Raw genomic sequence first — 24,758 nt, forward strand, 5'->3', positions numbered from 1 at the left:
AGGGTCACGATGGTTCTCCTGGCCATGGATGTGGGCAACACCAACACCACCATTGGGGTTTTTCGGGAGGGGGAGCTGACCTCCAGCTTTCGCCTCACCACCGCCGCAAACCGCACGGTGGACGAGCTGGGTTTGTGGCTGCGGCAGCTTCTGGCCTGGGCCCACATTAGCCTGGACGATCTGGAAGGGGTGATCGTGGGCTCGGTGGTGCCGCCTCTGGACCCCGCACTTTCCCAGGCCATTGCCCGCTACCTGCACGTGAAGCCGTTGTTTGTGGAGCCCGGGATCAAATCGGGCATGCCGTTGCGGGTGGAAACCCCTAGGGAGCTGGGGGCAGACCGGCTGTGCAACGCGGTGGCCGCTTACGCCGAGTACGGCGGGCCCGTGATTGTGGTGGACTTCGGCACCGCCACCACCTGGGACGTGGTTTCCGAAAAGGGTGAGTTTTTAGGTGGAATCATTGCGCCGGGTCTGGAGATTTCCGCCGAAGCCCTGTTTTCCCGGGCGGCCAAGCTGCCGCGGGTGGAGCTGGAAGCCCCGGACCACGTCATTGGCAAAGCCACGGTGGACTCCATGCAGGCCGGTCTGGTGTTTGGCTACGTGGCTCTGGTGGAGGGGCTCACCCAGCGGGTGCTGGCCGAGGTGCCGGGGGCCAGGGTGGTGGGGACCGGCGGTCTCGCCCCGGTGCTGGCCAAGCACACCCACATCTTTGCGGCGGTGGATGGCCACCTCACCCTCAAGGGCTTGCGAATCCTGTGGGAAAAGAACCGCCCCAACCGCAAGTGAGCGACGAGCTGGCCTACTACCGGGCGGTGGAGGATCACTTCTGCCGCCTGCGCGGCACTCCCTTTCTTTTTTCCCCCAAGGACTTCGCTTACCTGCGGCGGTGGTGGCAGGAGGGCATCCCCCTTTCCGCGGTGCTTCTGGCGCTGGGGGAGGTTTTTGCCAAGAAGAGGGAAAGGGGGGAAGGGCCGGTTTCCTCCCTGGCCTACTGTCGCCATGCGGTGGCGCGCTACGCCAAGCGCCTGGCCCAAGCCCGGGTGGGGGGTGAAGGGCCCAAGCCCTGGGATGTGGGCGAAGCTCTCGCTGAGCTTTGTCACCAGCTGGAAAAGGTACGCTCGCAGTTGGCTTCCCCCCGCCTGGTGCAGGTGGTTTCGGGTCTTTTGGCCACCATCCAGGCTTTGCCAAGGGATCTGCCGGCGGCGGTGCTGGCGGACATGCTGGCCGAGCTGGAGGAGCAAGCGCTGGGAGAAGCCTGGGCGGCGTTGTCCCCCGAGGAGAGGGAAGAGCTTGAGGCCCGCCTCAAGGCCGAGCTCCCCGCGGGTGCCGAGCTCTCCGGCCGGGCGTGGCAGGTGGCTATCCTGCGGGCGGTGCGGGAGCACCTGGGTTTGCCGCGATTGGAGCTGGTCCCCCATGGAGCTTGAAATAAAGACCCTGGCCTTTGGGGGGCGGGGCGTGGCCCGGCAGGGCGGCGAGGTGTGGTTCGTCAGCAACGCCCTGCCCGGAGAAAGGGTAACCGTGGCCGAGGAGCGACGGCGCCGGGGCATCGTGGAGGCCCGCACCCTGGAGGTTCTTTCCCCTTCCCCCTGGCGGGAGCCTGACCCCTGTCCCAAAGCCTTTGGGGAGTGCGGTGGCTGCGATTTGGCGCACGTAGCTGCAGGCTTTCGCGAAAAGGCGTACAAGACCTCGCTTTTGGGGGCCTTGCGGGGGGCACCGGAAGCTTTGAGGACGGCGGTGGAAGCGGCGACTTTCTTTCCTTCCCCCTGGCACTACCGGCTGCGGGGGCGCTTGCATTGGGCGCCGGAAGCTCAGGTGCTGGGGTTTTACGCGCCTTCCTCCCACCGCGTGGCTAGCCTTGAAGGCTGCCGGGTGCTTTCCCCGGGCACGCTGGCGCTCCTTCCGGCATGGGCCGAAAGCCTGAAGAACGCCAACCTCCCCGCCGGGGAGCTGGAGTTTTTGGAGGATCTGCCGGGTGAGCGCCGGCTTTTGCTTTTCCGGGGCTTGTTTTCCGGGGAGCTGCCGCGCTTGCCGGGCGTGGATGGCTTTTGGGGCATCCGCGGGCGGGGTTGGGGGCAGCGGGAGCTCACCTTAGAGCTTCCTTTGCCGCTCACCGTGCCGGTGGGCTCCTTTGTGCAGGGCAACCGCTTCCTGCTGGCCGAGCTTTGGCGCATGGTGGAAGCCCTGGTGCGGGAGGAAGGCTTTTCCCGGGTGGTGGACCTTTACGCCGGCGTAGGCTTTTTGGCCGCAGCTGCGAGGTTCGGGGGGGCGCAGGAGCTTACGGTGGTGGAAGTGTCCCCGCGGGCCGCCAGGGCCGCGCGGGCTAACCTCCCCCAGGCCCGGGTGCTTTCGATGCCGGCGGAAGCGGCGGTGGGGCAAGGGGCTCTTGTGGGTGCGGACCTGGTGATCCTGGACCCACCCCGCGGGGGTCTTTCCCCGGCCGTGCGGGAAGCGGTGGCTGCCGCTAAGCTTTCCAGCTTGCTTTACGTCTCCTGCGATCCGGCGTGCCTTGCCCGCGACGCCAAGGTGCTGGTGGACGCCGGTTTTGCGGTGCGCTGGGCCAAGCTCTTCGACCTTTTTGCCGGGACCCACCATGTGGAGCTGGCGGTCCTCTTCCGAAAAACCTGAGGTGGGCTGGGAGCTCTCCCTGTGGGGAGCCGGGGTGGTGCTTTCCGCCTTTGCCTTTGGTGCCCTGGAGGTGGTTCCCCCTTGGGCCTGGCTGGCTTTGTCTCTCGGTGCAGTGGCAAGCTTTTCCTGCGCCCTCTTATCCCCAAGGCGCCTGGTTTTCTGGTTTTTCCTTGGCGTTTGCTTGGCGGGGGCGTTAACCCTTGCTTCCGGGCCAACCATGGGCAGGGAGGAGAGGCGGCCGGTGCGGTTTTCCGGGGTGGTTCGGGACGGCTTCCGCCCGGTGGAAACCGGCTGGAGCACCCGCCTTCGGGTTTTGACGGTGGAAGGCCCCTCCGGACCTGAAAACGTGCGACGGGAGCTTTCCCTCACCGTGGGCGGATCGGCCTCCCCGGAAAACCTCCCCGCCCCGGGCTCGCGGGTGGAGGGGGCCGGGGAGCTGGTGCAGCGGGGGAGAAGGCAAAGCCTGTGGGTCAAAACCCCGCGGCTTTTGCAGCTGCAGGGCCATCCGGGGGGCGTTGACGCCTTTCGCGAAGAGGCCCGCTGGCGTCTTGTGGAAACGGCCGGCTTTTCCCTGCAACGCCAGCGGGCAGCCACCCTGGCGGCGGCTTTGGTGCTGGGGCGACGGGAGCAGCTTCTGGAGGAGGAAACCCAAACCCTGCGGCAGGCGGGCCTAGGTCACCTGCTGGCGGTTTCCGGCTTGCACGTGGGTCTGGTGGCCGGGCTTTTCTGGACGCTCTTTTTGCTTTTGGGGCTTTCGCCCAGGACCCGCCGCTGGCTTTTGATTCCGGTGGTGGTGGGTTTTGCCTGGCTTTCGGGAGGGGCGCCGCCGGTGCGCCGGGCGGCGGGGGCGGCGGTGCTGCTGCTCGTTGCCCGGCAGCTGGGGCGTCCTTTGGAGCTTTTGCCGACCTTTTGGGGGGTGGTGGGGCTTTTGGTGCTGGTGGAGCCGGGGCTCGTGTGGGATGTGGGCTTTGAGCTTTCGGCGGGCATTGCCCTGGCGCTGGTGCGCTTCTTGCCGGAGCTGAAGGATCTTCTTGGTGGGGGTCGGTTTGGGACAGCTGTCTCGGTGGCCGCGGTGGCGCAGGTGGCCTCCCTTCCCCTTTCCGGGCTGCACTTTGGCATACTCCCGCCCCTGGGCATGGTTTGTAACCTGCTGGCGGTGCCTGTGGCTACGGTCATGGTGGGTTTGTCCTTAGCGGCTTTGGCCCTGGCCTGGCTTTTTTCTCCTTTGGCCGAGCTTTGCCTGGATGGGGTGGGCTTTGGGGCTTTGATCCTCCAGCTTTTGGCGGGTTGGGGCGCAAAGGTGCTGTGGGCTTTTCCTCCGCTCCCCTGGGGCTTGCAGGCTTTTCTCTTGCTGCTCTTCGTGGCGGCGCTTTTGCCCTGGCGGGGGGCGCTGGGGGCGGCCCTGGGCGTGGTGGTGATGACGGCGTTCCTGGTGGCGCGGGCTTACCTGCCCCCTTCAAAGCCGCAGGTGGCCATGCTGCCGGTGCGTCAGGGCATGGCGCTGTTGGTTTCGGGAAGGGAGGGAAGGCTTCTGGTGGATGCCGGCCGCGCCAGCCGGGAGGCGCTGGGGGCTTTGGCTTGGTGGCGGGGCGCTAAGCTGGATGCTCTCGTGCTCACCCACCCCGACGCCGATCACGTGGGGGGCGCGGAAGCGGTTGTTTCCGTGCTCCGTCCCCGTTTTTTGATGCTTCCAGCCTTGTTCTGGCAGCGCAGCGAGTTTCTGCCCCTGCGTTGGCAGGCGGAAAAGCGCGGCGTTGCGGTGGTGCCGCTTTTCCCTGGCCAGCGCGTGAGAGTGGGCGATGTGGTCTGCGACGTGCTGTGGCCGCCGGCCCACGGCGATTTGCCTGACAACGACGCTTCCCTGGTGCTGCGGTGCGGCCTGGCGGGGGTGAGCCTCTTGCTGGTGGGGGACCTGGAAAGCACCGGCGAAGAAAGGCTCTTGGCTTCTGCACAGCCGCTTTTCGCGGATATCCTGCAGGTGGGCCACCACGGGTCCCGCACTTCCACGAGCTGGGCCTTCCTTAAGGTGGTTTCACCGCGCCTGGCGCTCATCCCCACGGGAACCTCCCCGCACCTGCGGTTCCCCCAACCGGTGGTGGTCAGCCGGTTGCGGCAAGCCAGGGTGCTGGTGCTTTCGCAAAAGCAGGGCTTCCAGCGGCTCTGGGTGGGGCAGGAAGGGAAGCTGGAGCTGGACACCTCCCCACCGGTGTTTGTGAGGGTTAGCGGTGATTGAGCGCCCGCTTTTGATCGTGGTGGGACCCACCGCCGCCGGCAAGACATGGCTGGGCGCGCAGCTGGCCCTGCGCTTCCACGGCGAGGTGGTCTCCGCCGATGCCTTTGCCGTGTACCGGGGGATGGACATCGGCACCGCCAAGCCGGAGCCCGAGCTGCGAAAGCTTGTGCCCCATCACCTCTTGGACGTGGCTTCCCCCACCGAGCGTTACTCCGCCGGGCAGTTTCTGCGGGATGCCGACAGCGTCATTGCCGAAATTGACCGGCGCGGGCGACAACCGGTGGTGGTGGGGGGCACGCTGTTTTACGTGCACGCCTTGCTTTACGGGCTTTTCCCCGAACCCCCTAAGGACCTCACGCTGCGGGCCCAGCTGGAGGCGGCGTGGGAGCGAGACCCTGAGGCCCTCCGCCGGGAGCTGGCCCAAAGGGACCCTGAGCTTTTCGCCAGGCTTTCCCCCAACGATCGCCAGCGCATCCTGCGGGCCCTGGAGGTGAGCATTCTCGCCGGCCGCCCCATGTCCGAGCTGTGGGCACAAAGCCCTTCCTCCGGCCCGCGGTACCGCTTTTGCTTGCTGGCCTGCTGCCCGCCGCGACCGGCCCTCCATGCTAGGATTGCCGCCAGGGTGGAGACAATGTTTGCTCGCGGTTTGGTAGATGAGACCCGTAGGCTCTTGGAGTCCGGTGTGGCCCCTACGGCCCACGCTTTGAAGGCCATCGGCTACCGCGAGGCGGTGAGGGTGGTGCAGGGGGAGTGGTCGGAAACCCAGGCCCGGCAAGCCACGGTGGTGGCCACCCGCCAGTTGGCCAAGAGGCAGCTTACCTGGCTGCGCGGCGAGGCTGGGGTACAGTGGCTTGCGGGTTTTGGCGAAGAAGTGCTGGAACAAGCCAGTGCCTTATGGGAGGCGTGTCGTGGAGAATAACCAGCAGAAACCGTCCATGGACGTGCAGGATAGCTTCTTGGCCACCTTGCGCCGGGAGGGCAAGCCGGTCTTCGTGTACCTCCTCACCGGTAAGCGCTTGACCGGTTTCATCAAGCGCTTCGATCGCTACTGTTTGGTGGTGGAAAGCCACGGCCAGGAGCATTTGGTGTTCAAGCACGCCGTGGCTTCCCTGTGCTTGGCGCGGGGGGAGGGGGAGGGTGGTTCGTAGGGGTTGGGCGCTGGCGTTTTGTTTGGTGGTGGCTGCTTGCGCCACCACCCCCAAGGGACGTGGAGTTCTCCCGGATTTGGATTTGGACAAAGCACCCTGGCCCATAACCGCAGCGCAAAAGAAAATGGCCCAAAAGGTTTGGGCGCTGGCCGATGCCGGAGATCTGAAAGCGGCGCAGAGCAAGCTTTCGGGCTTGCCCGGGGAGCACCCGATTCGCCTGTTTTTGCAGCTGGAAATTGCTTTTGCCGCCGGTGAACTGGGCCTTTGGCCGAAAGTTTTGGCCTTTGCGGAGGGTGCCCCCTCCTACCGGCCGGCGTGGGAGCTGGCGGTTCTGGTGGGGGAACGGGAAGGTGAGCTTCTTGGCGCATCCGAGGCGGCAAAAAAGGTGGCGGAGCTTTCCGGGCAGGCGCGCTTTCGCAAGCGCTCGGAAGAGCTGCGTTTGCGGTATTTGGCGGCCAGCGAGGAGCAAATCAAAGCCCTTCTGGCCAGCGGCGAGGCCGCCAAAGCCTTGGAGCACGCGCGGTCGCTGCTTTCCCGCTTTCCCGACCACCGGCCTCTGCGGGAGCTTGCGGTGCGGGCAGCGCTTTCGGCAGGAAAAACCGACGAAGCCAAGCTGCTGGTCTTGCCGCTCCCCGAGGACGGGCCGGGGCTGGAGCTGAAGGCGCAAGTGGCGGCGGCCGAAAAGCGGTGGGACCTGGCCGCCGAGCTGTACCGCCGCTTGCCGGCGGACTTTCCGGGCCGTTGCGCCAAGCTGCGGCAAGCGGAAGAGCAGGCCCGGTGGCAAAGAGCCCCCGGAAGGGTGGTCAAGGCTTCAGCGTCCGCCCGTCTTTCCCGGGGGGAGCTGGCCATCCTCGTGGTGTTTTACTTTCCCCAGGTGGCGGAAAAGGCCACTGGCCCGGCCCCGCTTTTTGAGGATCTGGTGGGCCATCCCGCCCAGGAGGAAGCCCTCGTCCTGGTGCGGGCCGGCATTATGGCCGGCGACCCGCTGACCCGCCGGTTTGGCCCTTCCCGGGCGGTTTCGCGGCGGGAGCTGGAGGCCGTGGTGCAGCGGCTGGGTCAGGCTTTAGGCCTTGCCAACCTGGCAGTCTGCCAGGCTAACGCCGCCGGCAACGGCTGTGTGCCCCTGCCCGCCGGGGAGCGGGGCTTTTCTGGTGAGGATGCGGTCCGCCTTTTGGTGGGCATCCGGGAGAAACTGCTATGTTAACCGTGGAAGAGCTTTTGGCTTCATCACCCCTTTTCTCGGGGTTAGGCCAGGGGGAGCTGGCGGCCTTGGCGCGCACCGCCCAAAGGCTGGAGTACGAGCCGGACGAGGTCATCTTCCACATGAACTCCCTGGGGGATGGTCTGTACCTCTTGGCTTCCGGGCGGGTGAAGGTGGTGGTGCCTTCGCCGGAAGGCAAGGAGGTGATTCTGGCCACCTTGGGCCCCGGCGCCTTTTTTGGGGAAATGTCGCTCATTGACGATGAACCGCGTTCGGCTTCGGTGGTGGCGCAGCTACCTTCGGTGGTTTACCGCGTGCACCGCCAAGATTTCGCTCGTTTTTTGGAAAGCTCGCCGTCCGTGGCCCGCGCCCTCCTGCGCGAGCTTTCTCGCCGCTTGCGGCGGGCCAATGCCCACATGGAAAACCTGGTGAGCATGGACGTTTTGGGGCGATTGGCGCGCTACCTCATGGAGCTGGCGCGTGAGCACGGAGAGGTCCTGGGCAACGGCTGGGTGGCGGTGCGCCGACCCACCCACCACGACATTGCGGCGGCCATTGGCACCACCCGGGAAACCGTCACCCGGCTCATGAGCGAGCTGGAGTCCCGGGGGCTGGTGATGGTGGAGGGCAAGATGGCGTACATCCGGGAGGAAACCTTGCGGAGGGAAGGGGTGTGAAGGAGGGAAGCGGCGCCCGCAAAGCGGTGGGGGGTGTGGCCCAGCGCGCTGCACAAGAGGTGCGTGTGGCTTTGCGTCCGTACACCATTCCCAACGGCATAACGCTTTTGCGCCTGGTGTTGGTACCGCTCTTTGCCTTGGCCATCGTGGAGCGTAACTACACCTGGGCGTTGGTGATCTTTTGCCTGGCTGGGCTTTCCGATGCCTTAGATGGAGCCTTGGCCCGCTGGCTTTCGGCACGCTCGCTTTTGGGCACGTATTTGGATCCCATTGCCGACAAGGCCCTCTTGGTCACTGCCTACATTGTGCTCACCTGGCCGGCCCCCGGGGTGGTGAGCATCCCCGTGTGGTTGACGGTCATTGCCCTTTCCCGGGACGTGCTCATCGTGCTGGTGGCGCTGTTGCTTTACCTGGGAGCGGGCATTCGCGAGTTTTCGCCTTCGCTTTTGGGAAAGGCCACCACGGTGGCGCACATTGCCACGGTGGGCTTGGTGGTGGTGGCCAACCTCCGTCCCATTGATGAGTTTTGGCTTTCGCTTCTCTTTTACACCGCTTTTGCCCTCACGCTGCTTTCCGGCTTGCACTACTTGGCCCGGGCGGCAGCGCAAGTGGAGAGGTTGCACGATGCCCGCGGACAGTAGCCAGAAGCTGCGCGTGTTCCTGGTGGTGGGCGGGGCGGCCCTGCTCTTTGGTGTGGTCTTTGCCTGGTCCAAGCCTTTGTTTCCGCTTCTGGTGGGGTTTTTCCTGGCGTACCTCGCTCATCCCCTGGCCTCGTGGTTTGCCCGCCACCGCTTGCCGCGCATCCTGGGGTTTGTGGTGGTGCTTTTGGTGCTTTTGGGGCTTCTGGCGCTGGTGCTGTTGGTTTTCCTGCCGGCGGTGGTGCATGAGCTTTCGGCCGCCGCATCCAAGCTCCCCACCTGGCAGGAGGTGCTCCACGAGCGCCTGGAGCCGCTGCTTGCCGATGCCCAACGGCGCTACCCCGAAGCCTTCGGGGTCATTTCGCAAAAGGTCACCGCGTACTTTCAGGAAAAGCTGCCGCAACTGGCCCCGCGGCTGGCAGCCTGGCTGGGGCAGGTGGTGCTTTCCTCGCTGTCGCTGGTTTCAGCGCTTTTGGGGCTGGTGGTGTCCCTGGTCATTGGCGCGTACCTCACCGCCGATTTCCCCAAGTTCTTGACCACCCTTCGGTTGCTCATCCCGCGGCCGGTGTTGCCCACGGTGGAAGCGGTGGCCCTGGAGGTGCACCAGGTGCTGGGGGCCTTTTTCCGGGGGCAGCTGCTGGTGGCGTTGGCTTTGGCCCTCATGTACACGGGGGGCCTGGCGCTGGTGGGGGCGCCCCTGGCGCTGGTGGTTGGGCCTCTGGCGGGTTTGCTTTCTCTGGTGCCGTACCTGGGCTTGGTGGTGGGGGCGGGCTTGGCGGTGCTCCTGACGCTTCTGGAACACCAGGACCTCCTGCACCCGCTCCTGGCGCTTTTGGTTTTCGTGGTGGCCCAAAACGTGGAAGGGTGGGTTTTGACCCCCAAGCTGGTGGGCAAGGGCGTGGGCTTGCACCCGGTCTGGGTGCTGGTGGCCCTGCTTTTGGGCGGTGAGCTTTTCGGCATTACCGGCGTGGTGGTGGCGGTACCGGTGGCGGCGGCGCTGCGGGTGGTGCTGGTGCGGGCTTTGGCTGCGTACCGGGCCAGCACGCTTTACCGCGGCGAGCCGGTGGAAGCGGTGCTTTACGTGCGGCCCAGCTGCCGTTTGTGCCAGGAACTGGAGGCCTTCCTGCCTGCCCTGGCCGAGCTTTACGGCCTGGCGGTGCGGGAGGTGAACGTGGAGGAGGACACCAGTTTGCTCTCCCAGTACGGCGAAAAGGTGCCGGTGCTGGCGGTGAAGGGGCAGGTTTTGGTGTGCGGAAGGACAAGCCCGGAGGAACTGGCCGGCAAGCTGCGCGAGCTTTTGGGAGGAAGTAGTGATTGAACGGCGAAAGCTTTTAGGGGGTCACTACGCCGCCGTGCTGGAAGCCCCCGAGGTTTACAGGGCCAGGCGGCAGCGGGTGGTGGAGGCGTTGGGGGAGCGGGGGGTGGCGGTGCTCCTTGGGGCCAGCGATACCCGTTCCTACGGGGATGTGGGCACCTTCCGCCAGGATCCCAGCTTTTTTTACCTCACCGGCGTGGAAATCCCCAACGCCGCCCTTCTCCTCACCCGGGACCGCGATGAGCTTTACCTGCCCGCCCGCCGTCCGGCTTTGGAAGCGTGGCTGGGCCCCAAGTTTGGCCCGGGGGAAGAGGCGGCCGAAGCTTTGGGCTTCGGGGCGGTGAAGGACGTGCAAGCCACGGAAGTGGTGGTGGAAGCCAGGAGGCGTCCCGTCCCGGGGTTTGAGGACGTTTTGGCCGACCTTTTGGCTTCGGGCGGAGAACTCTGGATCCCGCTGCCCCCAGCGTCCGCTTCGGGGGCGCTGACCCGCGAGCAGCAGCTGGTTTCCCGCCTGCGGGAGCGGCTGCCCAGCTTCGCGGTGCACGACCTCTCCCCGGTTTTGACGCAACGGCGCTTGCGCAAGGAACCGGGAGAGGTGGCGCTGCTGGCCAAAGCGGTGGAGATCACCGCCCATGCGGTGAAAGCCGCCGCTGACCTGCTTCGGCCGGGGGTCAGCGAAGCAGCGCTGGAAGGGGCAGCCTACGGCACCCTGCGGCGTCTGGGCGCGGAAGGCTGGTCCTTTCCCCCCATTGTGGGCTCGGGTTTTGCCGGCTGCGTGCTGCACTACGACCAAAACATCGGCACCTGCCAGGAGGGGGAGCTGGTGGTGGTGGACATTGGCGCCCGCTACGGCTACTACTGCGGGGACCTCACCCGCACCTTCCCGGTTTCTGGCCGCTTCACGCCCCGTCAGGCGGAGCTTTACGACGCGGTGCTGGATGCCTACAACGCGGCGGTGGCCTTGCTCCGGCCGGGGCTGAAAATTGCCGACTTGCGCCACGCCGCCTACCAGAGCCTCAAGGCTTCGGGGCTTGCGGGCCCTTCGGGTGTACCCATTTCCGAGTACTTCATTCACGGTTTGGGGCACTTCCTGGGTCTGGAGGCCCACGACGTGGGCGGGGAAGGCCCGCTTCTGGAGCCCGGCATGGTGCTCACCGTGGAGCCCGGGATTTACATCTCGGAAGAGGGCATTGGCATCCGCATCGAGGATGACTACCTCATCACCGAAGAGGGTGCCCAATGCCTCACGCCCTCCTGGCTCCCCCGGGAGCGGGAAGCGGTGGAAGCGCTGGTCAGCCGGGCAAAGCAGGGGTAAACTCCCCGGCGGGGGGACCATGACCAGCACATCGGTGCTCACCGAGCCCCAGGAGCTTACCCAGGAAATCCGCAGGCTGGCCAAGGAACGGGGGGCCCTGCTCTTGGCCCATTACTACCAGCAACCGGAAATCCAGGACCTGGCGGACTTCGTGGGGGATTCCCTGGAGCTGGCCCGCTTTGCCCAAAAGGCCCAGGCCAAAGCCATCGTTTTTTGCGGGGTTCGCTTCATGGCGGAAACCGCCAAGATCTTGAACCCCGAAGCGGAAGTGCTGATCCCGGATCTGGAAGCCGGCTGCTCCCTGGAGGAGTCCTGCCCTCCCGAGCAGTTTGCCGCCTGGCGGGCCCAGTACCCCGACGCCATTGCCGTTACCTACATCAACTGCTCGGCGGCAGTGAAGGCGCTTTCGGACGTCATCGTCACCTCTTCTTCGGCGGAGGTCATCCTCAAAAAGCTCCCCCTAGACAAGCCCATCCTCTTTGCGCCGGATCGCCATTTAGGCCGCTACCTCATGCAAAAAACCGGCCGCCAGCTGATTCTGTGGCCGGGCACCTGCGTTGTGCACGAGCAGTTTTCCCTGGAAGCCCTGGTGCGCCTGAAGGTGCAGCACCCAAAGGCCTTGGTGGCGGCCCATCCCGAATGTCCGGAAAACATCCTGGCTCTCGCCGACCACGTGGGCTCCACCTCTTCAATTTTGCGCTTTGTGCAGCAAACCGATGCCGAAGAGTTCATCATTGCCACCGAACCCGGCATCATCCACCAAATGGCCAAGCTCGCGCCGGGAAAGCGTTTTATTTCCTTGCCGGGTCAAGACGGGGAATGCGGCTGCAACACGTGCCCTTACATGAAGCGCAACACCCTGGAAAACCTTTACGCTTGCCTGAAAAGCGGGAAGCCCCGCATTGATCTGGATCCCGAGCTGATGGTGGCGGCGCGCAAACCCCTCCAGCGGATGCTGGAGCTCGCTGCCCCTTCGCCCCCACCCTCCGGGGATTAAGTTTTTCCTTACTGTACAGGTTGCCAGCTGGTTTGCCGGTCCTGTTGCGGTTGCAAAAGCTTGCGCCCCACCTCCCAAGCCATAAGCAGCCCCAGCACGATGAGCACGACGGCGGTGACGCCCAAAACCCAGTTGCGCTGGGGGAGGTACTGGAAGACGAGCTGGTACACCAACGCCCCTTCGGTGGTGAGCCACATGAAGGCCGCACCCCAAAGCGTGTAGCCCTTGGGCTTGCCCAGGCTCACCAAAAACGCGGTGGTGACGAGAAGGGCCAGCGCTCCCACCAGCTGGTTGGCGGCCCCAAAGGCCGGCCAGATCTTTTGCCAGGCGTTGCCGGTGGCCACCCACGCCCCCAAAACCAGCCCCGCGCCGGCAGCCAGGAACCGGTTTCTGGCCAGCGGAAAGCGCTGGCCGAGGTTTTCGCTGACGATGTAGCGGGCGATGCGGGTGGAGGTGTCCAGCGTGGTTAGGATAAAGGCGTTGAGCATGAGGATGCCGAAGGCCACGCCAAAGGGAAGCGGCACGCCCAGGGTGGCCACAGCCCGCCCAAACCCCTTGCCAAAGGCAATGTTGGCCGAGCCTTTCAGCAAATCCTGAAACACAAATCCGGAAAGCCCGGCTTCCGGAGCTGCCCCCCAAAACAAAGCACCGGCCATCAAGGTAATGACCAGCAAGGCCAGAGCTCCCTCCGCCAGCATGCCGCCGTAAGCGATGAGGCGCCCCTCGCTTTCTTTGCGGAGCTGCTTGGCGGTGGTGCCGGAAGCCACCAGCGAATGAAACCCCGAAAAGGCTCCGCAGGCCACGGTAATGAAGAGCACCGGCCACAGCGGCCCCTGGGGGGAAACGGCGGCGGTCAAAGCCGGGCCGTTGATGGTGGGGCGCAGGAAAAACAAGCCCAAATACCCGAAAACCATGCCAAAGACCAGGATGTACATGGAGAGGTAGTCCCGGGGCTGCAGCAGCACCCACACCGGCAAGGTAGCTGCCACAAAGGAGTACACAAAGGCGGCAGCCAGCCAAAAACCGTAGGAAGCCGGCACTGGAACCAAGTCGCCCAGCACCACCAGCCCGGCCAGTACTACAAGCCCCAGGGCGGTGGCCAGCCAAACGTTCATGTGCAGGCGGTAAACCAAAAAGCCAAAGCCCATGGCCAGAACCAGCAATCCTACGGTGGGGATCACGATCTTGGGCTCTTCCGCTAAGGTGCGGGCGGTGAGCACCGCAAATACCGCTTGCACCAGCACCAACGCCACCCAACTGAACGCCGCAAAAAGCCCTTTGGCCAGGGGCGAAACGGCCTTCTCGGCAATTTCCGTCACCGAAACCCCTTTATTGCGCAAGGAGGTCATAAGCGCCCCGTAGTCGTGGACCCCGCCCAAAAACACCGCTCCCAAAAGCACCCACAGCAGGGCCGGCAGCCACCCGAACAGCGAATAAGCCAGAATCGGGCCCACGATGGGCCCCGCCCCGGCAATGGAGGAAAAGTGGTGCCCAAAGAGCACCGCTGGGTGGGTGGGCACGTAGTCCCGATCATCCCGCAAAGCCACCGCCGGTGTGGGGTTCTGGTCGTTGGGTGAAAACAGCTTGCGGTCGAGGATTTTCCCATACCAGCGGTAGAGAAGCCCGAACCAAGCCAAACCAGCCAGCGCCACCAGAGCCGCGTTCATGAGTGGATTATAGCTCCGGCGGCCATTTCTCGGTCAATGCGAGATGTTCCCATAGATTCGAAAACTCTTGTCTATTTTTGTGTCATTTCGTTGGGCGCCATCCCTGGCTTTGAGCATAGTTTTTTCAAAAGTCCAGTACAATGACACCGGGCGGCTCGCTGGACCCAAGGCCGTTCCGGTTGACATGAAAAACCTTGGCGACCTGGAGGTCTGATGGGGACGCAAAAGCTGGTCGCAGCGGTGGATGTGGGAGATCCAGCCGTTGATCAACAGGTCAAAGCCGCTCTGGAGGCCCTGGGCTGTGAGGTTGTCCACGAGCCGGGCGTAGCGGTAGACGTTGTCATTTCCGATTCCCCAGAAAGTTCCCCCTCGCAGCAGCGAGATCCGGAAGATGCAGGGCCGGTGCGGCTCCCTTACCGGGTGCACCTCCTCCACGAGGATGAACCCCTGCCACAAGCAATGGGCGCGTCTTGCGACGACGTGGTCCGCTACTGCCGGAACTTCGAGGAGTTCAAGTTGCGGCTGCAAGCCCGCTTGCGGGTGGTGGAGCAAACTCGCCGCCTGGTGAAGCTGGAGCAAAGCCTTTCACAGGCGATGGCCAAGCTGCAATCCAGCGAGGAGCGCTCCCGGACGCTGGTGGAAAGCATCACCGACGTTTTTTACGTCACCGATGCCAACGGACGCCTGGTTTACGGAAGCCCCAACCTCTTCAGCTATACCGGATACCAGCCGCGCGAACTCCTCCATCGTACCTACCTGAAGCTGGTAGCCCCGGAGGACCGGCGTTGGCTTGTGGCTCTGTACCTCGCCAAAACCGCAGAAGGTGCCAGCGAAGTGGCTTGCGAGTTCCGGGCGCTGCGAAAGGACGGCTCGCGAGTTTGGGTGGACCAGCGAACCACCATTGTCCGGGACCGCCAGGGCCGCGTGGTGGAGTACCGAAACGTGGTGCGGGACATCAGCGAGCGCAAGGCCATGGAAGAAGCCCTGAAGGAAGGCGAGGAGCGGTACCGCTCGCTTTACGAAAACGTGGCCATTGGTCTTTACCGCACCACCCCCGATGGTCGCATCCTCATGGCCAACCCGGCGCTGGTGCACATGCTGGGGTTCGAAACCTTCGAAGAATTGGCGCAGCGAAACCTGGAAGAGGAAGGCTTTGAGCCTGGCTATCCGCGGGCCCTTTTTCGCCAAAGGCTGGAAAGCGAGGGGCAAATCGTTGGTCTCGAGTCGGCCTGGAAGCGGCGGGATGGGAGCGTCATTTACGTGCGCGAAAGCGCCCGGGCGGTCAAAGACGAAAGCGGTCGGGTGCTTTACTACGAGGGAACCGCCGAGGACATTACCGAGAGGGTAACCGCGGAAAAGGCCCTGACGGAAAGCGAGGAGCGCTACCGGCTGATCTCCGAAATGATTTCCGATTACGCTTACGCCTTTCGCGTGGAAGCCGACGGCACCATGCGGGGGGATTGGCTTACCGAATCCTTCACCAAGGTGTTTGGCTGGACGATCGAGGAACTGGACCGCCGGGGCGGCTGGGTGGGTGCCGTGTACCCGCCGGACCTGCCCCTGTGGGTAGAGCACGCCGGCAAGGTTCTGCACGGCCAACCTGATGTCACCGAAGGTCGGTTTGTAACCCGCGATGGCGAGGTCCGCTGGCTTCGCGACTACGCGGTCCCCATCTTTGACCCTGCAGCGGGCCGGGTGACCCGCATTGTGGGAGCTTCCCAGGACATCACGGAGAAACGGAAGCTGGAGGAAGCCCTTGAGGCAAGCAACGAACTGTTTCGCGCGCTGGCCGACGCAGCGCCGGCGGCGGTACTGGTGCTGCAGGGAGACCGACTTTTGTACGCGAACAAATTCGCTAAGAATTTAGTGGGCTTCTCCGACGTTGAAAGGCGAAACGAGGAGAATTTTGATGTTCTAAAGCTCGTGGACCCGGCTTTCCGGGAGCAGGTGCGCAGTTGGGGTTACGCCCGGGAGCGGGGCGAGCCGGCCCCCAACCGCTACGAGCTCCCCATCCGCACCCGGGACGGGAAACGCCGCTGGCTGGATTTTTCGGTGGTGACGTTCCCATACCGGGGCCAACCGGCGCGCATGGCGGTGGCGGTGGACATCACCGACAAGAAGGCCACGGAAGAAGCGCTGCTCCACGCCCAAAAAATGGAAGCTATCGGCCGCCTTGCCGGCAGTGTGGCCCACGATTTCAACAACATGCTTTTGGTGATCATGGCTCACGCCGAGCTCTTGAAGCTCAAGGCTGGCCAGGATCCCAGGTTTTTGGCGGCGGTGGACGGCATCTTAGGGGCTTCCACCCGCGCCGCCGAGCTCACCAGGAAGCTTTTGGCTTTTGCCCGCAAGCAGCAGGTTCACCCCGAAAGGCTCGACCTCAACCACGAGGTGGGCGGCACCTTGAAGGTCTTGAAGCGGCTCTTGGGTGAAAACGTGGAGCTCATCTGGCGGCCGGCCGAGGACCTCTGGCCGGTGGTTCTGGATCGCTCCCAGGTGGACCAGGTGGTGGCCAACCTGGTGGTCAACGCCCGGGATGCGGTGGGGGAGAAGGGGCACATCTGGGTGAGCACAGCTAACCGCCAGCTCAGCGAAGAGGATTGCCGCCTTTTGCCCGAAGCGAAACCGGGGCGGTATGTGGTGCTTGCTGTGAAGGACGACGGCTGTGGCATGGATAGCGAGGTCCTGAAGCGCATCTTTGAGCCTTTCTTCACCACCAAAGGGGAAGGCAAAGGAACGGGCCTGGGCTTGGCCACCGTTTTTGGCATCGTAAAGCAACACAATGGCTTCATCGTGGTGGAAAGCGAGCCTGGCAGGGGGAGCACCTTCGAGATTTACTTTCCCGTGGTCGAGGGCGAAAAGGCGGAAGCCCGCGATGCGGCGGCGCCCATCCCCCGGGGCTGGGAAACTATCCTGCTGGTGGAGGACCAGCCGGAGGTTCTGGAAGCGGCCAGCAGCTTGCTCAAGCAGCTCGGCTATCAGGTGCTTTCGGCCAAAGGCCCCGAGCAAGCGTTGGCCGTTGCCGCTTCGTACCAGGGGGTCATTCACCTTTTGCTTTCGGACGTGGGTCTTCCGGGCATGAGCGGCAGCGAGCTGGCCCAACACCTGGTGGCCGTGCGGCCGGAAATGAAGGTGTTGCTGATGACCGGGTACACCCAGGAAGCGCCTCTGCGCACAGAAGCGGAAAAAGCCTGGGGCCCGGTGCTGGAAAAGCCCCTCACCGCGGAGGCTCTCGCCCACAGCGTGCGGCAGGTGCTGGAAGGCAAGGCATAGCCTACGCGGCCGGGCTTTAAAAGTCGGCAGCAAAGGAAATGCTATGCTCGCCGCCGGGCGGTGCTATGGTGGTCATTGACGGCAGGAACCTCACTCTCGAACAGGTTTACCAGGTCGCAACGGGCAAGGCCCCGGTGGCCTTGGCCCCGGAGGCCCGGGAACGCATGGCCTCCCGGCGCCAGGGGATTGAAGCCAGGCTTTCAGCAGGGGAGGTGATTTACGGCGTCAACACCGGCTTTGGCCGCATGGCCGATGTGGTGATCCCGCCGGAAAGCCTGGCGGAGCTTCAGCTGAACCTTTTGCGCTCCCATGCCTGCGGGGTGGGGGCTCCCTTCCCCCGGGAGGTGGTGCGGGCCATGCTGCTGCTGCGGGCGAACGTCCTGGCTTCCGGCTACGCCGGGGTGCGGCCGGAGGTGGTGGACAGGCTGCTCGAACTTTTAAACGCCGGCGTGCACCCGGTGGTGCCTTCCCAGGGCTCGGTGGGGGCCTCGGGGGACCTGGCGCCCCTGGCCCATCTGGCGCTGGTGCTGGTGGGGGAAGGGTTTGCCGAGTACCAGGGGGAGGTTGTGCCCGGTAGTGAGGCGTTGCGCAGGGCAGGGATCGAGCCTTTGGCGCTGGCGCCCAAGGAAGGGCTGGCCCTCATCAACGGCACCCAGGCCATGGCGGCGGTGGGGTGTTTGGCGCTCCTGGAGGCGGAAAGGCTGTGCGCCGCTGCCGACGTGGTGGCGGCCATGAGCGTGGATGCCCTGGAGGGCACCGATGTGGCCTTTTTGGAGGAAATCCACCAGGCGCGCCCGCACCCCGGACAGGTCGCTTCCGCCCGCAACCTCTTTGCTTTGCTTTCCGGCTCGCAAATTCGCGAGTCCCACCGCTCCTGCTCCCGGGTGCAAGACGCCTATTCCCTGCGCTGCACCCCCCAGGTGCACGGGGCCTGCCGCGATGCCCTGGCCCACCTGCGGGCCAAGCTGGCCATCGAAATCAACAGCGCCACCGACAACCCCATGGTCTTGGCCGACGGCCGCGTGGTTTCCGGCGGCAACTTCCACGGAGCGGCACTGGCGGCAGCTTTCGACTACGCGGCCACTGCCCTCACCGATTTGGCTTCCATTTCCGAGCGCCGTTCCGCCCGGCTGGTGACCCCCGAGCAGTCCGGTTTGCCGGCGTTTCTGGTGCCGGAACCGGGCTTGAACTCCGGCTTCATGACGGCCCACGTCACGGCGGCCGCTTTGGTTTCCGAGTGCAAAACCCTGGCCCACCCGGCGGCGGTGGATTCCATCCCCACCTCGGCCGGTCGCGAGGACCACGTGTCCATGGGCACCTGGGCCGCGCGGAAGCTCGCCATGATCGTGGAAAACCTGCGCTTTGTGTTAGCGGTGGAGCTTTTGGAAGCGGCGCAGGGCATTGAGCTGCGCCGGCCCTTGCGGTCCTCGCCGGCTTTGGAAAGAGCGCTGGCCAGGCTGCGGGAGCAGGTGCCCTTTTTGCAACGGGATCGCTTTCTCCACGCGGATATACTTAAAGCCGCCGCGGTCTTGGGGGAGCTTTCTCCTGAAGAGCTTTTGGCCGCGTCCTAAAAAGGAGGTCCTGGGTGTCGTGGCTTGCGGAGTTTGAGGCCCTCATTGCCGAGGGAAAGGGGCAAAGCATCGAGGAGTTCTGGCTTTCCAAGCTGGAATTGGGGGTGGATGACCCCGATCCCTTCCTTGCCGCCAACCTGGCTTTGCGCCGGGCCGGCAAGAAGAAAGAAGCGCTCTTGCTTCTGGAACTGGCCTGGGAGCAGGCCCGGGAGCAAAAGGCCTGGCGGGCCGTGCGGGCCTTTGCCGAAGAGTGCCTGCGGTTAGGGGTGGGGGACCAGGCCAAGCTGCGGGCCGATCTGGAAGAAGCCATCCGCCACCTCTGGAACGGACGCCCCTCCCTTTCCGCGCTTTTGGCCCACTTCAACCTGCGGCAGCACAAAAACCCGGTGGACGCCTGTGAGGAGCTGGAGACCTGGCTCCGCCACGACGTGGGCGAGGTCTTTGCCATGGCCGGGCGCGGCCCCGGGCGGGTGGTGGAGGCCAACCCCAAGGTGGGAGTCTTGCGCTTGGACTTTGAAAAGGAGAAAAAGGTGCCGGTGCCCATCGGCGCCGCCTCCCGCCACCTGTTCCCTCTGCCCCCGGGGCACTTCTTGCGGAGGCGGTTGGAGGAGCCCGCAGCGCTGCGGCAGGAGCTCCTGGCGGATCCCCCGGACGCGCTGGTGGCGCTTTTGCGCTCCTTCGGCAAGCCGCTTTCCGTGGCGGAAATCCGCGAGGCTTTGGGCAGCTTGCTGGCGGACAGCGAGTGGGCCAGCTGGTGGAACAAGGCAAAGAAAAGCGAGTTCGTGGTGGCGGAAGGCAAAGGCGCTAGCGTGCGCTACCGGGCGCTCGCGGCCTCCGAGGCCGTGGAAGAGCTGGGGCAGCGGTTCGCTGCTGCGGACTTTGCGGAAAAGCTGGAGCTGGCCCGCCGGGCCAAGAAGGGCACCCCGCTTGCCCGGGAAATGGCGCAGGCGCTGCTCGCCGCAGCGCAGCGAGAGCCGGCGAAAGAGGCGTTCGCCGCCCTGGATGCCGCCCGCAAGCTGGGGGCCGCGGAGGAGGATGTGGCCCGGGCGAAAGCCACGATCCTCGAAAAGCAGCCAGCGCTGGAGCTGGCCCGGGAGCTTACCGAGGCTTCCCACCGCCAGGAGGTGCTGCAGTACTTGCTCGATCGCGGCGATGCGGAAGCTCTTGCTGGCTGGCTTTTTCTGGAAACCAACCCGCGGCTTTTGCGCCTGGCGGCGGAAAAGCTCCTGGAGCTGGGGGAACGGGCCAAGCTCGAGCAGTTTTTCGGCCAGGTTTTCCTCCACCCGGCGCGCTTCGCTGCGGCGTGGGTCTGGGCCATGGAGCTCACCGAGGGGCCAGTGGCGAAGCTTGTGGCTGCCAAGAAAAACCCCGCCGCGGTGCTGCGCTTGGTGGATGCGGGGGAGCGGAAGGAGTTCGCCCCCTACCGCGCCCGCATCCGCGCTTTGCTTTCCCCAAGCTCCTGGGTGGCGGAGGTGCTGAAAAAAGACCTCACCGAAGAGCAAGCCAGGAGGCTGTACCACATCCTTCAAGCCCCCGGAGTCCTCAAGGAGGAGCGGGCTTGGCTCAAGCGCGCGGTGCTCGCCCGCTTCCCGCAGCTCGCGGCGGGGGCAGCGGAGGATACCGCGGTCCCGGCTCTCCCCAAGACCGTGGCTTGGCTCCGGCAGCAGCTGGACAACTTGCTCCACAGGGAAATCCCCGCCACCTTGAAGGCCATCCAAACCGCCCGCGAAGAGGGGGACTTGCGGGAAAACTTCGAGTACCACGCCCAGCGGGCGCGCCAGGAGCTGCTCTCCGCCCGGGCTGCCAAGCTCCAGGCGGACCTTTCGCGGATCAAGCTCATCGAGCCCGCCCAGGTGGACACCTCGAAAGTGCGCATCGGCTGCCAGGTGGAGCTCCAAGCCCCGGAGGGCAGCACGCGCACCGTGGCGATCCTCGGCCCGTACGAAGCCAACCCCGAAGCCGGCATTTACTCCCACGCCTCGGGGGTGGGGGAAGCGCTCTTGGGTCGGGTGGTGGGGGATGAGGTGCAGCTGGAGGGCAAAACCTACCGCATCGCCCGCATCGCCCCGGTGGACGAAGCCCACGTGCCGCTGCGGGAGGCGTTGTGAGCGCGCCGCTGCTCGCTCCCCACCGCTCGATCCGCACCTTCCAGGCAACGCCGGTCCCCGAAGAGACCGTGCAAGCGGTGCTTGCGGAAGCCCAGCGTGCCCCCACCGACGCCACCGCGCAAATGTACTCGCTGATCCGCGTGCGCGATCGGCAGCTCCGGCTGGCCATCTCCCGGGCCTGCGGCGGCTTGCCCCCCGTGGAGGCAGCTCCAGAGTTCTTCGTGGTGTGCGCCGACCTGGCGCGCCTTGCGGCGTTGCTCTCGCTTTCGGGCAAGCCGCTGGGTCGTTTCCCCGCCATCGGCCTGCACTTCGCCACCGTGGATGCCACCCTGGTAGCCCAGCGCCTCATGGACGCGGCGGAGGCGGCGGGGCTCGGGGTTTGCCCCATCGGCGCCTTGGTGAACGGCATCGAGGCGTTGCCGCAGCTTTTGGGGCTGCCACCGTTGGTGGTGCCAGCCTTCGGCATCTGCATGGGCTTCCCCGCCGAGGATCCTCCCCTGCGCCCGCGCTTGCCCTTGAGCCTGGTGGTCCACGAAAACCGCTACCGCACCCCGCAGCCGGAGGAGCTGCAGCAAGCTTGCCAGCAAATGAACCCCATCACCCGCAGCGGCAACTGGCTTGCGGTGCTCGAGCGCTACTTCGCCCCCTCGGGCATCATGGAGCAGCGGGAAACCCCATTCCGCGCCACCCTCGCCCGCCAGCAGCTCGCCAGCATCTAACCCCCATTTCCCGGCAGTCTTCTACCTCCCCGAAAAGGCATGGATCCGGCGGCACCGGCAACGCGCGGCCTTGACAAGGCTGAGCCGACGTGGTATCTAGCCCAGCGCATGGCGCCGATGGCGGACCGAACAGGAGGTGCTATGAAGCTCAAGACTGCGGCTTCGGTGTTGCTCTTTGCAGCAACGGCTTTTGGCGGCAGTTTGGATGTGACCGTGGACGCGAAGGCAGTGCGGATAAAAAGGCTCACCGCTGGTGGGAGCGCGCTTGTTTGCGTGGAAACCCGCGCTCGGGAAGGCTGGTTTCCGGAAGTCGCGCGGCGCGTTATGGTTTTGAGCGACGACGACCGGGACGGGATTGTGGTTTGGGAGGCGGGCCGGGAGCTGCCTGCCATGACCATTGCCGCAGCGGTGGATCTCACCAGCGGCGAGGCGGCCTTCGGAGCGAGCCCGGACTACCCCTACCTCCCTGTGCTGCCCACCGACCTCAAGGTGGCGCCTCTCGCCAGGGGAGTTCCGCTGAAATTTACACCTCCTGCCAGTATCCCTACGGGGACAGCCGCGTAGCGGTTGCCGAGCCAACCTGGCGGTCCAACGCGGGGCTCGGTTGGCGCTTTGGTTTTGGCGATCTCCTCGCGCCCGCAACCGTGGGCAACGAAGGTCCGACCTGGACGTACCTGAGCCCGGACGGTGCGGAGCACCGCTTTTACCAGACGCTGCACGAAGGGGAGAACGACGGCGACGCTTCCGTGTTGTACACCCGCGACAACACCTATCTGTGACTGAAGCTTTTCAACCCGGTGGCAGGGGTTTACCAGCAAGCAGTGGTGGAGTTTCCCAACGGCGAAAAGCACACGTTCGTCCCCAAGGACAGCTCGCTCCCGTACTACCGGCTTGCTAGCGTCCGCGACAGCTTTGGGAACGGGTTCGATATCGCCTATGCTGCCAACGTCTGGACCATCACCGATACCCTCGGCCGGCAGCACAAGGCGTTTTTTGACTATGTGCACCCGGTGCTGGGCCGGCAGCTTACCCAGCTGCAGCTCGCTGGTTTCAACGGCACGCAAGCGGTGTTTACCTTCAGCTATGCCGTACCACCGTACCAGGAACCCGGCGGGACCGCCACCGGTTTCTTAGCTCGCAGCACCAAGCACCAGTACAACTGCAGCGTATGTTGGAAAAACCAAGCACTGCCACCCCCGTGGGTTCAAGTTGCTTTCTTGACCAAGGTCACGCTTCCCGACGGCTCGGCGTTCGGCCTCGGGGATGGCGAAAACCTCGGGGATTACTACGCGCTCATACCGCCTTCCTGTACTCCCCCGAGCCTTCCGGCGCCGGATTACCCTGGCGTTCTGAAGAAGCTGCGGCTGCCCACTGGCGGCACGTACACCTGGACCTGGGGCAAATGGCAAAACGCCCCGGGGAACGTGAGCTGTTACAACCACGCGGAGGAGCTGGCCTTGGTGCAGGACCTGCTGGGGGTGGTGCGAAAGGACATCGCAAACCCCATGCCTGGGGGAACCCAGGCCGGCAGCTGGCTTTACCAACACACGGTGCCCTGCACCTTGAGCGACGGCCAGCCCGATCCGGACTGCCAGGAGTCCTGGACTGCGGTGACGGACCCCCTGGGCAACGTTACCAAGCACTACTTCCGGACGCGTTATTGCTTGCAATCCCCCGATTACGGCTGGGATTACGGCTTGCCTTACACCATGGGTCCCCAGGGTCAGTCCACCTCGCCGCCTTTCAAGTCTGTGGAGTACTATCGAGGTGCCACCACGCTGCTTCGGACCGCTTACGTGACTTACGAACACGATGCGCTGGTTCCCATCCAGGATGCGCAGTACCTGCCTTGGAAATGGCACGACTCGAACCGCCGGGTAAAGTTCGAGCAAACCACGTACGCCGACGACGGCGGGCGGATCGCTACAGTGAGCTACTCGAACTTCGACGGCCTGGGCCATTACCGCCAGGTGCAAACGGGGGGGAGCTTCCCGGGGAACAACGTGCGCACCACGTTCGTGAACTACAACCCAACTCGTGGCGTTTACCCAGGCTCCTTCGTTCCTCCCAGCCCCAACGATCCTTGGGTGCTGGGGACGTTCAGCTATCGCCAGCAGACCGAAGGATCGTTCCAGCAATTCGAACAGAGCTGTTTCGAAGCTTCCACGGGCTTTTTGTTGCGCTCGCGGACGTATAAAAACCCCCCGTACCAGGCGAGCGCAGACGTGATCGTGCGCTTCAGCCGTGACACAGCTGGCAACACCGTGCGGGAGGAGCGCTTTGGCGGGGACCTGCAAGCTGTGCCTACGGGGGACCTGTGCTCGCTGGCGCTGCCCACGGCCTGGTACCGCGTGGACCACAGCTACCAGTACGGTGTGCGCAACCAGTCCGTGGTGGTGGACGCGGCCACCGGTGTGGCGTTCCCCTTCAAGTTGCTCGACCAGGACATTGACTTCGCCACAGGTCTCGTGAAGACCAGCAGGGATGTTTCCGGACTTGCCACGACCTACGAGTACGACGCCATGGCCCGGGTTTCCTGGGTCAAGCCGCAGCTTGGTCACGACGGCTGGGTGCGCTTCGTTTACACCAACGCTTCCGCCACAACCCCGGCCAAAGTGGACGTGTACGTGCTGCCCAACGGCAGCACCAACTTGAGCCAAGCTTTGGCGCGCATGGCTTGGGAGTTCGATGGTTTCGGCCGGCCTTACGGAGAGTACCGCCGCATGCCAGGTGGGACTTGGGTGCAGCGCAAGACCAACTACAACGCCTTGGGCTGGACGGTGAAAAGCTCTGAGTGGGACCCTTACGGCACCCCGGACAGCGGGCCGAACGGCATGAAGTGGACCGAGACGACGAGCTTCGACCCGTTTGGCCGTCCGGAGCGGGTGGTCGCGCCGGATGGAAAGGTCACCACCTTCAGTTACGCTGGGGTGCGGCTTACCACGGTGCAAGCCACGGTGGCCACGCAGGCGAACGGGGTGGAGACGACCGCCACCGTGACCCGGGAGTTCGATCGGTTTGGGCGGTTGGTGAAGGTCACGGAGCCCTCGGGTTCGGGGGGAAGCATGGTGAGCACCAGCTACGTTTACGACGTGGCGGGGCGGTTGCGGCAGGCCACCACCGCGGCTGGGGCGATCACGCAAAACCGGGTGTGGACCTACGACGGGCGGGGGTATTTGCAAGCTGAGCAGCTGCCGGAAAAAGGCCCCAGTGGCAACGGCGTGGTGCAGTACCTGGGGTACGATGCCTTGGGCCACGCCACGCGGGTGGT

Annotated in this window: 19 protein-coding genes; 18 read left to right on the forward strand and 1 reads right to left on the reverse strand. The window is 64.9% G+C overall.

Annotated features, from left to right (window positions below; genetic code table 11):
• Nucleotides 1–9 precede the first annotated feature (9 nt).
• From EG19_RS02225 to nadA, 12 genes are read left to right on the forward strand one after another with little or no spacing between them, the layout of a single operon-like run.
• Nucleotides 10–786 carry a type III pantothenate kinase gene (locus EG19_RS02225; RefSeq protein ID WP_038046958.1) on the forward strand — a complete coding sequence of 259 codons (777 nt, stop codon included), beginning with the start codon at nucleotides 10–12 and terminating at the stop codon, nucleotides 784–786.
• A complete protein-coding gene (locus EG19_RS02230; RefSeq protein ID WP_038046961.1) occupies nucleotides 783–1,424 on the forward strand; it encodes a hypothetical protein in 642 nt (213 codons plus the stop codon). The genes EG19_RS02225 and EG19_RS02230 overlap by 4 nt, the downstream gene beginning before the upstream one ends.
• Entirely contained in the window at nucleotides 1,414–2,625 is a 1,212-nt protein-coding gene (locus EG19_RS14245) for a class I SAM-dependent RNA methyltransferase (protein WP_038046963.1), read from the forward strand. The genes EG19_RS02230 and EG19_RS14245 overlap by 11 nt, the downstream gene beginning before the upstream one ends.
• The gene (locus tag EG19_RS02240) at nucleotides 2,591–4,858 is read left to right on the forward strand and encodes a DNA internalization-related competence protein ComEC/Rec2 (RefSeq protein WP_038046966.1); all 2,268 of its coding nucleotides are present in this window, start codon (nucleotides 2,591–2,593) and stop codon (nucleotides 4,856–4,858) included. Before EG19_RS14245 ends, EG19_RS02240 begins: the two co-directional genes overlap by 35 nt.
• Nucleotides 4,851–5,777 carry a tRNA (adenosine(37)-N6)-dimethylallyltransferase MiaA gene (miaA, locus tag EG19_RS02245; RefSeq protein WP_038046969.1) on the forward strand — a complete coding sequence of 309 codons (927 nt, stop codon included), beginning with the start codon at nucleotides 4,851–4,853 and terminating at the stop codon, nucleotides 5,775–5,777. Before EG19_RS02240 ends, miaA begins: the two co-directional genes overlap by 8 nt.
• Nucleotides 5,767–6,006 (forward strand): RNA chaperone Hfq, encoded by a 240-nt coding sequence (gene hfq, locus EG19_RS02250; protein ID WP_152543858.1) that lies wholly within the window; start codon nucleotides 5,767–5,769, stop codon nucleotides 6,004–6,006. Before miaA ends, hfq begins: the two co-directional genes overlap by 11 nt.
• Nucleotides 5,996–7,210, forward strand: a complete 1,215-nt coding sequence (locus tag EG19_RS02255; RefSeq protein ID WP_038046975.1) for an S-layer homology domain-containing protein — start codon at nucleotides 5,996–5,998, stop codon at nucleotides 7,208–7,210. Before hfq ends, EG19_RS02255 begins: the two co-directional genes overlap by 11 nt.
• Nucleotides 7,204–7,884: a Crp/Fnr family transcriptional regulator gene (locus EG19_RS02260; RefSeq protein WP_038046978.1), complete on the forward strand. Its 681-nt coding sequence runs from the start codon at nucleotides 7,204–7,206 to the stop codon at nucleotides 7,882–7,884. Before EG19_RS02255 ends, EG19_RS02260 begins: the two co-directional genes overlap by 7 nt.
• Nucleotides 7,881–8,525 (forward strand): CDP-alcohol phosphatidyltransferase family protein, encoded by a 645-nt coding sequence (locus tag EG19_RS02265; protein WP_053334771.1) that lies wholly within the window; start codon nucleotides 7,881–7,883, stop codon nucleotides 8,523–8,525. The genes EG19_RS02260 and EG19_RS02265 overlap by 4 nt, the downstream gene beginning before the upstream one ends.
• Complete coding sequence (locus EG19_RS02270; RefSeq protein ID WP_053334772.1) at nucleotides 8,509–9,840, forward strand: AI-2E family transporter; 1,332 nt, start codon at nucleotides 8,509–8,511, stop codon at nucleotides 9,838–9,840. Before EG19_RS02265 ends, EG19_RS02270 begins: the two co-directional genes overlap by 17 nt.
• Nucleotides 9,833–11,152, forward strand: a complete 1,320-nt coding sequence (locus EG19_RS12200) for a M24 family metallopeptidase (protein ID WP_053334773.1) — start codon at nucleotides 9,833–9,835, stop codon at nucleotides 11,150–11,152. The genes EG19_RS02270 and EG19_RS12200 overlap by 8 nt, the downstream gene beginning before the upstream one ends.
• Nucleotides 11,153–11,171: 19 nt before the next feature.
• Nucleotides 11,172–12,149 carry a quinolinate synthase NadA gene (nadA, locus tag EG19_RS02280; RefSeq protein ID WP_053334774.1) on the forward strand — a complete coding sequence of 326 codons (978 nt, stop codon included), beginning with the start codon at nucleotides 11,172–11,174 and terminating at the stop codon, nucleotides 12,147–12,149.
• 8 nt (nucleotides 12,150–12,157) lie between these two features.
• On the opposite strand, the gene EG19_RS02285 is transcribed toward nadA, so the two are convergent.
• Entirely contained in the window at nucleotides 12,158–13,816 is a 1,659-nt protein-coding gene (locus EG19_RS02285; RefSeq protein WP_038046980.1) for a carbon starvation CstA family protein, read from the reverse strand.
• Between the two features lie 213 nt (nucleotides 13,817–14,029).
• Here EG19_RS02285 and EG19_RS12205 point away from each other — a divergent pair, with 213 nt between their 5' ends.
• The 6 genes from EG19_RS12205 to EG19_RS02315 form a co-directional block, all read left to right on the forward strand.
• Nucleotides 14,030–17,089, forward strand: coding sequence for a hybrid sensor histidine kinase/response regulator (locus EG19_RS12205; RefSeq protein ID WP_053334775.1), 3,060 nt, complete (start codon nucleotides 14,030–14,032; stop codon nucleotides 17,087–17,089).
• A gap of 65 nt (nucleotides 17,090–17,154) precedes the next feature.
• On the forward strand, nucleotides 17,155–18,660 hold the full coding sequence (gene hutH / locus EG19_RS02295; protein ID WP_038046982.1) for a histidine ammonia-lyase: 1,506 nt from the start codon (nucleotides 17,155–17,157) through the stop codon (nucleotides 18,658–18,660).
• A 14-nt stretch (nucleotides 18,661–18,674) separates the two neighbouring features.
• Nucleotides 18,675–20,768: a GreA/GreB family elongation factor gene (locus EG19_RS12210; RefSeq protein ID WP_053334776.1), complete on the forward strand. Its 2,094-nt coding sequence runs from the start codon at nucleotides 18,675–18,677 to the stop codon at nucleotides 20,766–20,768.
• Entirely contained in the window at nucleotides 20,765–21,487 is a 723-nt protein-coding gene (locus tag EG19_RS02305; RefSeq protein WP_053334777.1) for a nitroreductase family protein, read from the forward strand. Before EG19_RS12210 ends, EG19_RS02305 begins: the two co-directional genes overlap by 4 nt.
• 141 nt (nucleotides 21,488–21,628) lie before the next feature.
• Complete coding sequence (locus tag EG19_RS02310) at nucleotides 21,629–22,051, forward strand: hypothetical protein (RefSeq protein ID WP_038046984.1); 423 nt, start codon at nucleotides 21,629–21,631, stop codon at nucleotides 22,049–22,051.
• A gap of 233 nt (nucleotides 22,052–22,284) precedes the next feature.
• On the forward strand, nucleotides 22,285–24,758 hold a 2,474-nt coding region (locus EG19_RS02315; protein WP_038046986.1), incomplete at its 3' end, for an RHS repeat domain-containing protein.

The organism is Thermoanaerobaculum aquaticum, from assembly GCF_000687145.1.
GTDB classification, from domain to species: Bacteria; Acidobacteriota; Thermoanaerobaculia; order Thermoanaerobaculales; family Thermoanaerobaculaceae; genus Thermoanaerobaculum; species Thermoanaerobaculum aquaticum.

Coding starts and splice junctions, on each gene's coding strand:
- EG19_RS02225 (WP_038046958.1), top strand. CDS start 10: ATGGTTCTCCTGGCCATGGATGTGGGCAACACCAACACCACCATTGGG.
- EG19_RS02240 (WP_038046966.1), top strand. CDS start 2,591: ATGTGGAGCTGGCGGTCCTCTTCCGAAAAACCTGAGGTGGGCTGGGAG.
- EG19_RS02270 (WP_053334772.1), top strand. CDS start 8,509: ATGCCCGCGGACAGTAGCCAGAAGCTGCGCGTGTTCCTGGTGGTGGGC.
- nadA (WP_053334774.1), top strand. CDS start 11,172: ATGACCAGCACATCGGTGCTCACCGAGCCCCAGGAGCTTACCCAGGAA.
- hutH (WP_038046982.1), top strand. CDS start 17,155: ATGGTGGTCATTGACGGCAGGAACCTCACTCTCGAACAGGTTTACCAG.
- EG19_RS02310 (WP_038046984.1), top strand. CDS start 21,629: ATGAAGCTCAAGACTGCGGCTTCGGTGTTGCTCTTTGCAGCAACGGCT.
- EG19_RS12205 (WP_053334775.1), top strand. CDS start 14,030: ATGGGGACGCAAAAGCTGGTCGCAGCGGTGGATGTGGGAGATCCAGCC.
- EG19_RS14245 (WP_038046963.1), top strand. CDS start 1,414: ATGGAGCTTGAAATAAAGACCCTGGCCTTTGGGGGGCGGGGCGTGGCC.
- EG19_RS02285 (WP_038046980.1), bottom strand. CDS start 13,816: ATGAACGCGGCTCTGGTGGCGCTGGCTGGTTTGGCTTGGTTCGGGCTT.
- EG19_RS02260 (WP_038046978.1), top strand. CDS start 7,204: ATGTTAACCGTGGAAGAGCTTTTGGCTTCATCACCCCTTTTCTCGGGG.